We start from the raw sequence: 10,414 nt of genomic DNA, 5'->3' as shown, positions 1-10,414 counted from the left end.
GGTCTAATGGTCAAAAATAGTTGGTAAAACACCTTCTAAATTACTGACAGTAAGATTATTACAGACACCTTATTGAAACTGGTTTCAATAAGGTTTTTTTGTTTCATGAAAACTTCAAAAAAAGCGGTGTTGGGCCTGTGGGTTTCTGGACTCCATCAAGTGGGGAAAACAGGCTGGCAAGCAGCGGTATAAGTGTAAAAATTGCGGCATTTTCTTCACAGGTTCCAACCCTTCGGCAGCCAAATCCAACCAGTTTGTTTGGTTTGAAAAATGGGTCGTTGGAAAGCGCACCTTTGAGCAGTTGGTCCTAGAGACCGGCCTGAGCAAGAGCACTGTTCAACGGCTTTTTAAAAGCTATTTGAGGGAGCCCCCGATGCTGTCGGTTTACCCCTCCGAGCGGGTAAATCTGCTCATTGACGGCACGTATTTTACCGGAGATCTTTGCTTGATTTTGTATCGGGACCACACCGTCAAATTCACCCAGCTCTATCGGTTCAGTGATGCAGAACGATACGAAGAGCTCAAAGAAGACCTGGAAAATCTACTGCTCCTTGGAGTGCAGATCGAGTCTATTACCTGCGATGGACATCGGGCATTGCTCCGGGCAATCCGCAAAGTTTGCCCCCAAGTCACCCTTCAGCGATGCGTGATCCATGTACAGCGGATGTGCAGAATATGGCTTTTCAGTAGGCCTAAAAGCATTCCCGGGCAGGAGCTTCGAAGAATTGTGTCTACACTACACCTGATCCAGACCAAGCAACAGCTCAGCTATTGGCTTCTCGAACTCGCCCAATGGGATGGCAGACACCATCAGTTTGTTCATGAGAAAACGGTCAATCCCCTGACGGGCAAGTTTTGGTATAAACACAAACTGTTGAGACGTTCCTTTTCTGTATTAAAAAGTGCGTTGCCGAACCTCTTTGCTTACCTGGACAATCCGAAAATTCCAAAATCAACCAATGGCCTGGAGTCATTTTTCGGACATTTGAAAACCAATTTGAACATTCACAGAGGCCTCTCAACAGGAAACAGAAAAAGCTTTCTGAGGTGGTATCTATACTTCAAAAATGCCAGAAGGAAAGGGTTTTCTTAGCCATGGAACAAGAAGAATGAAGCGTGAAAAAAGGGCTCCGAAAAACGAAGCCCCTTCATTCCACTTGGCAGATTCTATTGCTGGTAAGTTGCTCCTCAGCAGAGCTCACGTCCTCTTCAAACCTGCCCGACATTTTAAGAAATTTTCCAACCAAAGTCACCAACTATTTTTGACCACATTACCAAATAATTTGACTTAAGACACGAAAAATAAAGTCCGGCCTTTCGAGCCGGACTTTTTTATTGTCAATTTTTAGCTTTCTCCTCCGAAAAAAGTCAAATCCAATGTTCTTTCCACCCCCCTGGTATTCTTTGAGGCAATTTTAAGATGGGACCAAGAGCTGGAAGAGTTCCTTTTTATAAGATCTGCCAATCGGGATCGCGTGATTTTCCAGGATGATCTGATTGTTTTGAATCGTCTTGATCCGGTCTAGCGCTACCAAATAGGACTTATGAACCCGAACCAACTTTTTGTCGCCGAGTAGGATCTCTGCGTTTTTCAACGATCCCTTGACGATGATCTGTTCAGCGGTGGTATAGATGATCGAGTAGTCCTTCAGCCCCTTGACATGGGTGACGGTGTCGAGGTCGGTCATGATTTGTTTGGTGCCTGTTTTTAGCAAGATGCTTTTCTCCTGAGGATCCGACATCGGAGGATTCGGAGGCAAGTTCGATTCGTCGGCTTTGGACTTTTCAAAATACTTATCAAGACCAAACTTGAGCCCCGCGGTGAGCGCCAAATACCACAGAGTTGTCAAGAAATTGTAAGAGAATGCTCCAAAAAAACTTCGGCTCCGCACATCGCCGATCACATAGCCATAGAGGTAAATGTCATATAGATTTTGAAGGCTCACATAGATTCCTAGCGACAGCAAAAGCAAAGCTGTGTATTTAACATAGGATCTTTTTTTGAAAAATCGCGGGACCAGCACGTTCAGGTGCAAATACACCAGCGAGATCAACAAACCCATCCTGATCGTCACGCAAGCGATGAAATGCTCCGGTAACTGAAACTTTTGAATGAGATACCTGCGATCGTAGATGAAAATCAACGTGACGATCGTCCAAAATAGCAGATGCAAAATCTTGGCAGAGACGGGCTGTTTGATTGAAGTGCTGTTGGACATTTTTAAGTCAATGATTTTAAGAATCAATTACGGACAATATTCGATCAAGTACACATCGAATAGACCAACTGCACCGATTATAGACCAAAGGCGCCTGCGCGGAGAATTCTCGGATATCTAATATCCCGGCGCTTGGTCTACTTTCCGGGTTTAACCCACTCTATTAGCCGGACATTGCCGTAGACTTACCGGAGGAAAAGCCCGACGACCTGTCTCAACCTACTTGACATCAACAGGTTAAAACAACTTTCTCTTCAATTTAAAAAATTCTCAACTCCATTTATTCACTTTAACCAATTACACCATGAAAACACCAAATGCAAAAACCGCTTTGACCAGCGCGATGCTGGCAATCGTAATCGGCCTGGCGACTATGTCCTTTTCCCCCAAACTCGGGCTGGACGGCTATGAAATCTATCTCAACGATAAACTGATCCTAAAGCAGTACATCAATCAGCCACTCAACCTGCGCACACTTCAGCTGGACAAAGCAGCACCCGAAGATCTGCTCTGGATCAAGTACAACCACTGCACCATCAAGAGCGGCTCAGGCAGCGACCGGACCATCGTCCTCAAAGATGAGAAAGGCCATGAGCTCAAAGAATGGGCTTTTGTCAACAACAGCGCCGAAAACAAGCCGATGAAAGTATCCGTGGCTGAACTGCGTCAATTAGAACAAGCCCACGCCGACCATCAGATCAGCATCTACTACAAAGCAAAGGAATTGCCCGGCGGAGAATTGCTGGCTTCCCTGAAGTAGGTATGTAAGGTCGCCCCGTCGGGTGTCTTCACTCACAGACAAGGCTAAAAAGCAAAAGAGGCTGTCTCAAAAGAGATACTGTGTCAGCCTGAGCGCAGTCGAAGGCCATTTCCAGTAATCTGGGCTACACTTTCGACCTCGCTCAATGTGACATTCGGTATTTATGAGACAGCCTCAAAACTACCATCTACCAAACCATAGGTATGCCTTCGGGATCATTTCCTTTTAAAACTAAGAGGTATTATCCGAATACCTAATTTTTTTATACAGTTTTTTGACTCAAGGATACTTTTTATCGTATTTTGTATCCGTAGATCCCAAAAGGTATTCTTTAATTTTAAAATCCAACTGCTTTTCAATTAATGCAACTGCCTAAAGATTTTTTTTAAATTTTTAACCTATTTCTTTTTATGAGATCGCTGGCATTCCATCCACAAAATTACTTCAGGTTTCAAACCCTGCTCCTTACCGTTTTAGGGGTCTTCCTTACCGGAGGCATTTCCATATTTCTCATTGAAGTAAACAAAAGTCTACAGTGGACACCGTCGACCATCTGCTTTATTTGCCTTGTGTCAATCCCCTATCCCATCTCTTTCGCTTGGATTTGGCTGGAATATCTGCGATTTAAACGTAGAGTGGATGGCCTAAGCCAGGTACCGATTCGGACTAACCCTACCGACAAACTGCAACTACTTTCAACAAAAGAGATGAAAGTGCTTTCTCTGATCAAAGAAAAGAGAAGCAACAAAGAGATTTGTTCGGAACTTTTCATCGAGCACAGCACGCTTAAATCCCACATCAATCATATCTACAAAAAATTGGGCGTCAAATCCAGGAAGGAAACTTTTCACATCTTGGACTCCACCAAAACGGTCGCAACAACCTAAAAATCAACCTTTTTTCAACCTGTACCCTGGCAACCATTCAACATAAAAGAGGGTAACTTTAGTTTGGACTTTAATTTTACATGGGTATGAAAACGACGACTTTTGCCGCACATTTAAAATTCTTTTTTATTTATCTCACTATTAGTTTTTTGGCAACGTCCTGCTGTCTTTTCGGGAATTGCGAAGACGAAGAGATTAGAGGTTGCACGAATCCAACCTCACCAAATTTCAACAATCTAGCGAATGTCGACGATGGAAGTTGTATATCTTGTTCGCCGACGCAAGCTACTTATATCAACAGTGTAAATACAGTTCTATCAAATGGCGCTCCGGTTGCCAATTTTAGGTTCACCCACGACTACTCTGCCTACCACTTTCAATGTAGTCAAACGAATGGCGGACCAATTACGGCTACTATAACAAGCAGCGCTCCGGTAGCACTCAGATTCGATTACCTGATTCAAGGATTAGGTGCTACAGGCCTTAACGCCTGGAGCTATCAAGGATCAATAATAAGAATAGCCCCGGGTGAAGCTATTTTTGTTTCTCAAGTAGCCCAAACCCCTGTCAGAGTTGACGTCGGTGTTCGCATCTTGCTCTCAAATGTTATTCAAGTGCCTTAAGTCACCTTCCGTTTAAGACAAGAATATCGAAAACTAGATAAAAACTGACATGAAGAAATCAGCAAATCTAATTTTAGCCTTAACGCTAAGTTTATGCATTATACAAAATGCACTGGGTCAACAAACTGCTTATGTGGGGATACGTAGTGACAACTTCAACTATTTTGCTTCAAGCCAACGAAATTCAAATTGGTGCTGGGCCGCTTCATTACAAATGATTTTTAATTATTATGGAATTAGGATAACCCAAGAACAAATAGTTGCAAGGAGTTATGGTGTAGATCCATATGGACAATTGCCAAATTGGACTGGCAGCCTTCAAGTGATAACAGCGAACTTAAACAATTGGAGTGTCGACAATTCAGGTAGAAACTACGCTGTAGGTGCAACATTGAATTTGGGAGCTCCAACTCCATTATATTTAGTACAAGAATTATCGGCACAGAGGCCGGTACTTATTGGTTATCAATCTGGCCCAAATTCCGGTCATGCAGTCGTTGTAACGGCTTGTAGCTATACTCCATCTGCCTATGGGCCTATCATCGAATCAATTGTAGTAAGAGACCCTTGGCCTAGTGAACAAAACATTTACAATAATGGTAGAGTAGAATATCTAGGACAAAACATTGCAGTACTAATGCAAGCTCATTGGTACATCAGAATACAGTGACACTGCAAAAACGGGATGCAATAGCTCCTAAACACAATTGGGAATTCTCTACTTTATCTTTGTCTACTTTGTCTTTAAAAGAATCAAATAATAGTTGCCTATAATGTCGCCATTTCATGAAGCCCTACCTACTGTCACTCTGATAAAAGGTAATCAGAATACACGGGAAGGCTGAACTCCGTAAAAAAAAACATGTTCAAAAACGTCCAGAACGCCACACAAAATTTGTTAATTTTAGCCTTCGAGGTTTTGAAAAACCTCGAAGGCTAAAAAGTATCACAACATCTCCACGCTTCTCCTCACAAAGGCAGTCAGGTCCTTGCCAGTTAGCAAGCCTTGGGAAAGCAAAGCCAGATCAAAAGCCTGCTTGGCAACTTTGGTCTGCGCTTCTTCGCCATCTGCCTTCAGGATCTTGTCCACAACAGGATGGTTGCCGTTGATCGCGACCTTGTAGCTGTCCGGTAGGCTTCCGTAGAAGCTCATCGGTCCGCCGCCAGTCTGCGCCATGTCTTTCATTCTTCGCATCCACTCTTCCATGGTGATGGTCACCGGAAGTTCCTCGGGACTCAGGCCTTCGACCTCTACCGTATAGGACTTATTGTTGATGGCCTTCTCGAAAAGCTCCTTCACCGACTTGCTCTGATCTTCGGTCAAGAGATTCGCATACGTGTCGTCTTTTTGGATCAGCTTCTCAGCCACGTCAGAGTCGACACGCTTGAGCTGCGTTTTCTCCAGCTTGGTCTCGATATGCTGTATAAAGTGACTGTCGATCGGTGAGTCCAATACCAGCACGTCGTAATCTTTCTTGTTAGCCGACTCGATGAAGCTATCCTGCTTGTTGAGATCGGTGGAATAAAGAAATACGGTCTGATCGTTTTTGTCCGTCTGCAGCGGTTTTACCTTCTCACGGTATTCATCCAAAGTATAAAACTCTCCCTTGGTATTTTTCAGCAAGGTGAAGTCCTTACCTTTTTCGTAAAACTTCTCCTCGGAGATCATGCCGTACTTCACAAAAAGACCGATATCGCTCCACTTCTCCTCGTAGGCTTTTCTGTCCTTTTTGTAAAGCTCTGCCAGCTTGTCCGCCACCTTCTTGGTGATGTAGTTGTTGATCTTCTTCACGTTGCCGTCGGCTTGTAGGAAGCTTCGGGACACGTTGAGTGGAATGTCAGGAGAATCGATCACCCCGTGTAGGAGCATCAAAAATTCCGGCACGATATCTTTCACCTCGTCGGTGATAAACACCTGACGGCTGTATAGCTTGATCTTGTTTCGCTGAAGTTCGAATTCGTTTTTGACCTTCGGGAAATACAGCACGCCGGTCAAGTTGAACGGATAGTCCACGTTGAGGTGAATCCAGAACAATGGATCTTCGGACATCGGATAGAGTTCCTTGTAGAACTTGAGATAATCCTCGTCTGTCAGTTCGCTCGGAGACTTGGTCCAGATCGGAGCCGTGGTATTGATGATGTTGTCGATTTCGACAGATTTCCACTTTTTGTCGCCTTTGTCATCCACGCCGTCTTCTACAGACTCTGACTTGGTGCCAAACTTGATCGGAACGGGAAGGAACTTGGCGTATTTGTCCAAGATGCCCTGAAGCTTCCACTTGTCGAGAAATTCCTCAGAATCTTCGTTGACGTGCAGGATGATGTCTGTACCGCGGGTTTTCTTCTTGCCCTTTTTGATCTCAAACTCAGTGCTGCCATCGCAAGTCCAGATAGCTGGCTCTGCTCCGTCTTGGTAGGAAAGTGTGTGGATTTCCACATTTTTGGCGACCATAAAGGCGGAATAGAATCCCAAACCAAACTTTCCGATGATTTCATTGGCATCTTTGGCATCCTTGAATTTCTCCACGAATTCCTCAGCCCCGGAGAAAGCCACTTGGTTGATGTACTTTTTGATCTCCTCAGCAGTCATACCGAGACCTTTGTCAGAGATGGTGATAGTCTTCTTTTTCTCATCGAAAGAGACCTCTACCGTCAAGTCCCCAAGCTCGCCCTGGTATTGTCCTAAAGTCGCCAGACGCTTGATCTTCTGGGTCGCATCGACCGCGTTCGAGACGAGTTCGCGAAGGAAAATCTCGTGGTCAGAATAGAGGAACTTCTTGATGATAGGGAAAATGTTCTCGGTATGGATCGAGATCGTGCCTTTTTCCTGCATGGTTATGAATCAGTTAAAATGGTTACAAAATTTTACAAAGGAGGCGTATCAATGCCTGTTCCAATCGGGAAAAAGTGACAAGTTGACATTTTTGAAAAACGCTTTAGTGCCACGAAGGCACAAAGACTCAAAAATTACTTCTCTTTTAAAGTTCGTAATCTAGTCTTGGCGATTTCGTGGCTAGACTGTATAGGTAAAGTCGAGCGGATCGGGAAGCCCAAACTCAAAGCCAGTTGCCAAGATTTCTTCCGAAGAAATCAGTCTGTCATTTCCCTCAGGCTCATTCTGGTAGCTGGCGGGGGGAGCAATTCCGGTAGCCGATGATATCTTTTCATAAAGCTCCCGGCGAAGTGGATGCAGAGGAGCGACGCCGTTAAAGGTTTGGTTCCAAAGCTCCTTTTCCACGATCCAAGCCAGCATCTTGGCAGCATCGCTGCGATGGATAAAGTTGACGCGGGTGTGTCCAGCTACATTGTCCTTGCCGGTGAAATAGCGAAGCGGAATCCGATCATCTCCCAATAGCCCTCCGAACCGCACAATAGTGAGGTCGTAGTTGCGATCATTTTCAAGCATCTGCTCCGCTCTGAAGATGGTGTCATGTCCAGTATTGGCAAGTGTGAGGGGGAAGTCTTCGGCGTATTTCCCTTCAATATTTTCGTTGGGATATACTCCGGTGCTTGACACGAAGATCACCTTTTTGACGGGAGAATTGTCCAGGAGGCTTTTCAGAAACTTGATCTGCTCGAGATGAAACGCGCCGCCACCAGTCCGGGATCGCGGAGGGATGTTGACGATCACTATTTCGGATTGAAAAAGGGCATTAAATCCATCGCCTTCCGGGTGGGGACTGAGCGAAAAGCGGACCGCGCCGATTCCCTCTGACAGGAGTTTTTCCTGTTTTTCGGAAGTGGTCGTAGTGCCTTTTACATCAAATCTATCTTTTAATAGGTGAGCCGTCGGTGTCCCGATCCAACCCAAACCGATGATGGAAACAGTTTTCATTCAAATATTGATTTGCCAGAACGTCACGAAGAAACTGATTACTGGGATAAAATTCATTAAAAAACCCTTCAAGAGTCTTGAACTCTTGAAGGGTTTGAGTTACGTGCGAAAGCTTTGTTAGTCTTTCTTTGGCAAGGTGCCCAAAAGGAAATCCCACAACGGCGAACTCACCCCGAAGGATACGTCCGGATCTTTGTAGTGGTGGATCGCATGGTTGACCCACAGGATTTTGAAGAAGTTTTTTGGTGGGTTGTAAGCGTGTACAATGAAATGCACTCCCAAATAGCCCGCATAGCCGATCAAAAATCCCGGCAGAAAATACAAGGCATAGTCACCCATAATCAACCGAAATATTAGGTAGAAAATAGCCGCATAGGCCGCGCTTACAAAAGGCGGCATGGCCAGACGATCCTTGTCTTTTGGATAATCATGGTGAACCCCATGAACCGTGTACTGCAACTTATCCTTGATCGGTGTATCCGGCGCCATGTGGAAAAAATGCTTGTGCATCATGTATTCCACGAAAGTGAACACGAAAAGACCAATCAACGCAATCGGAATCCCCACTCCTAAATCAATCTCAGTCGTAGTGACGGCATAGTAGAAGGAAACCGAGGATATCACAAAAAACATTGTGATAGGCACCAAAATGTTTGTTCTGGAAATCTTCTCTAAAAGAGGATTAGAAAACATCTTGGCCGATCCGAAGTTATCGGGCTTGTCCAATCTTCCAATCTTTTTCATAGCTAAATAGTAGGTTAGGAAAGCAGATGAAAAGTACTTTCTCATCAGCTCTACTTGGCACAAAGGTAAGATATTTTGAGTTTTGGGTGGATGGTAAAAAGTGATTTACATCAATAATTATCAAACTCCACTCATCACGGTATCGATCGTCTTCTTATAATACGATTCATACATGGGCAGGATTTGGTGAATGTCAAACTCTTTTGCTCTGGCAAGCGCCCGCTCTTTGAATCCCTGAAGGTTTTCCTCCGCCAAGATTATCTTTGCTTTGGCAGTCAAATCCTCCACATCTCCGATGTTGCAGACGAAACCCGTCACGCCATCCAAGTTCAACTCCGGAATTCCTCCTGCATTGGAAGACAAAACAGGAACTTCACAGGCCATCGCTTCCAGAGCTGCCAGGCCGAAACTTTCCTTTTCCGACGGCATCAAAAACAAATCTGCCACCGAAAGCACCTCTTCTACAGCCTCAAGTTTTCCCAAAAAGCGAACGTCATCACAAACACCCAAAGTACGGCAAAGTCGCTCCATGCGATCACGCTCCGGTCCATCCCCAACCAGCAGCAGTTTTGCCGGCATGGTCTTTCTCACTTCATAAAACACTTGAATCACATCCTCCACCCGTTTTACTTTTCGGAAGTTGGACGTGTGAACCAACAATTTCTCGTCATTTGGGCAAATTGCTTTTTTGAAGTGGTCTTTTCGTTGCTTTTTGAATCGCTCCAGATCAATGAAGTTGGGGATCACTTCGATCTCCCGTTTGATATCGAAATGCTCATAGGTCTCTGTTCTCAAGTCCGCCGATACCGCTGTTACGCCATCGGATTCATTGATCGAAAAAGTAACGACAGGCTCGTAGCTGGGATCTTTGCCCACCAGCGTAATATCGGTGCCGTGGAGTGTCGTCACTACGGGAATCTCAATGCCTTGGGTCCGAAGAATCTGCTTGGCCATGTATGCCGAAGATGCGTGTGGGATGGCGTAGTGCACGTGGAGCAGATCAAGTTTCTCATATTTCACCACGCTCACCATCTTACTGGCCAGCGCCAACTCATAGGGAGCAAACTCAAACAGCGGATAGCTCTTGATATCCACCTCGTGATAAAATAGATTTTCGCTGAAAAAATCGAGCCTCATGGGCTGCTTGTAAGTGATGAAATGTACCTCGTGTCCAACTTTCGCCAGGCCTTTACCCAACTCGGTGGCTACGACCCCACTTCCACCAAAGGTGGGATAACAAACGATTCCTATTTTCATTGGATGCCGATCGGCGCTTTACGGATTTGCTTTTTTTAACACGCTTTCGATGCGAATTTGTTCAAAATATACGTTTTTTTCCTCCCGTC

General features: G+C 44.9%; 10 protein-coding genes. 5 read left to right on the top strand and 5 right to left on the bottom strand.

Annotated elements, in window-relative coordinates; translation table 11 throughout:
• The first annotated feature begins 145 nt into the window (after positions 1–145).
• The gene (locus G459_RS0118200; protein ID WP_026966501.1) at positions 146–1,093 is read left to right on the top strand and encodes an IS256 family transposase, variant Zn-binding type; all 948 of its coding nucleotides are present in this window, start codon (positions 146–148) and stop codon (positions 1,091–1,093) included.
• Between the two features lie 322 nt (positions 1,094–1,415).
• On the opposite strand, the gene G459_RS29095 is transcribed toward G459_RS0118200, so the two are convergent.
• Positions 1,416–2,219 carry a LytR/AlgR family response regulator transcription factor gene (locus tag G459_RS29095; RefSeq protein ID WP_051315295.1) on the bottom strand — a complete coding sequence of 268 codons (804 nt, stop codon included), beginning with the start codon at positions 2,217–2,219 and terminating at the stop codon, positions 1,416–1,418.
• Between the two features lie 304 nt (positions 2,220–2,523).
• On the opposite strand from G459_RS29095, the gene G459_RS0118185 reads away from it, so the two are divergent.
• From G459_RS0118185 to G459_RS0118165, 4 genes are all read left to right on the top strand, one after another.
• Positions 2,524–2,979 (top strand): hypothetical protein, encoded by a 456-nt coding sequence (locus tag G459_RS0118185; protein ID WP_026968925.1) that lies wholly within the window; start codon positions 2,524–2,526, stop codon positions 2,977–2,979.
• Between the two features lie 410 nt (positions 2,980–3,389).
• The gene (locus G459_RS0118180) at positions 3,390–3,866 is read left to right on the top strand and encodes a response regulator transcription factor (RefSeq protein WP_026968924.1); all 477 of its coding nucleotides are present in this window, start codon (positions 3,390–3,392) and stop codon (positions 3,864–3,866) included.
• An 86-nt stretch (positions 3,867–3,952) separates the two neighbouring features.
• The gene (locus G459_RS0118175) at positions 3,953–4,489 is read left to right on the top strand and encodes a hypothetical protein (protein ID WP_157373373.1); all 537 of its coding nucleotides are present in this window, start codon (positions 3,953–3,955) and stop codon (positions 4,487–4,489) included.
• A gap of 49 nt (positions 4,490–4,538) precedes the next feature.
• Positions 4,539–5,159, top strand: a complete 621-nt coding sequence (locus G459_RS0118165) for a C39 family peptidase (RefSeq protein ID WP_084454568.1) — start codon at positions 4,539–4,541, stop codon at positions 5,157–5,159.
• A gap of 276 nt (positions 5,160–5,435) precedes the next feature.
• Here the strand turns inward: G459_RS0118165 and htpG are convergent, their stop codons facing one another.
• From htpG to bshA, 4 genes are all read right to left on the bottom strand, one after another.
• Positions 5,436–7,322 (bottom strand): molecular chaperone HtpG, encoded by a 1,887-nt coding sequence (gene htpG / locus G459_RS0118160; protein ID WP_026968921.1) that lies wholly within the window; start codon positions 7,320–7,322, stop codon positions 5,436–5,438.
• A gap of 180 nt (positions 7,323–7,502) precedes the next feature.
• Complete coding sequence (locus G459_RS0118150; RefSeq protein ID WP_026968920.1) at positions 7,503–8,324, bottom strand: NAD(P)H-binding protein; 822 nt, start codon at positions 8,322–8,324, stop codon at positions 7,503–7,505.
• 117 nt (positions 8,325–8,441) lie between these two features.
• Positions 8,442–9,068, bottom strand: a complete 627-nt coding sequence (locus G459_RS0118145) for a sterol desaturase family protein (protein ID WP_026968919.1) — start codon at positions 9,066–9,068, stop codon at positions 8,442–8,444.
• Between the two features lie 120 nt (positions 9,069–9,188).
• Positions 9,189–10,325: an N-acetyl-alpha-D-glucosaminyl L-malate synthase BshA gene (gene bshA, locus G459_RS0118140; protein ID WP_026968918.1), complete on the bottom strand. Its 1,137-nt coding sequence runs from the start codon at positions 10,323–10,325 to the stop codon at positions 9,189–9,191.
• Positions 10,326–10,414 lie beyond the last annotated feature (89 nt).

It is taken from the genome of Algoriphagus terrigena DSM 22685 (assembly GCF_000429445.1).
In the GTDB taxonomy this organism is placed as follows: domain Bacteria; phylum Bacteroidota; class Bacteroidia; order Cytophagales; family Cyclobacteriaceae; genus Algoriphagus; species Algoriphagus terrigena.
This window is presented reverse-complemented; position numbering and strand designations above follow the sequence as displayed.

What these genes read in the sequence shown, in the direction of transcription:
- G459_RS29095 (WP_051315295.1), bottom strand. Translation starts at nt 2,219, where the DNA reads ATGTCCAACAGCACTTCAATCAAACAGCCCGTCTCTGCCAAGATTTTG.
- G459_RS0118185 (WP_026968925.1), top strand. Translation starts at nt 2,524, where the DNA reads ATGAAAACACCAAATGCAAAAACCGCTTTGACCAGCGCGATGCTGGCA.
- G459_RS0118180 (WP_026968924.1), top strand. Translation starts at nt 3,390, where the DNA reads ATGAGATCGCTGGCATTCCATCCACAAAATTACTTCAGGTTTCAAACC.
- G459_RS0118175 (WP_157373373.1), top strand. Translation starts at nt 3,953, where the DNA reads ATGAAAACGACGACTTTTGCCGCACATTTAAAATTCTTTTTTATTTAT.
- G459_RS0118165 (WP_084454568.1), top strand. Translation starts at nt 4,539, where the DNA reads ATGAAGAAATCAGCAAATCTAATTTTAGCCTTAACGCTAAGTTTATGC.
- htpG (WP_026968921.1), bottom strand. Translation starts at nt 7,322, where the DNA reads ATGCAGGAAAAAGGCACGATCTCGATCCATACCGAGAACATTTTCCCT.
- G459_RS0118150 (WP_026968920.1), bottom strand. Translation starts at nt 8,324, where the DNA reads ATGAAAACTGTTTCCATCATCGGTTTGGGTTGGATCGGGACACCGACG.
- G459_RS0118145 (WP_026968919.1), bottom strand. Translation starts at nt 9,068, where the DNA reads ATGAAAAAGATTGGAAGATTGGACAAGCCCGATAACTTCGGATCGGCC.
- bshA (WP_026968918.1), bottom strand. Translation starts at nt 10,325, where the DNA reads ATGAAAATAGGAATCGTTTGTTATCCCACCTTTGGTGGAAGTGGGGTC.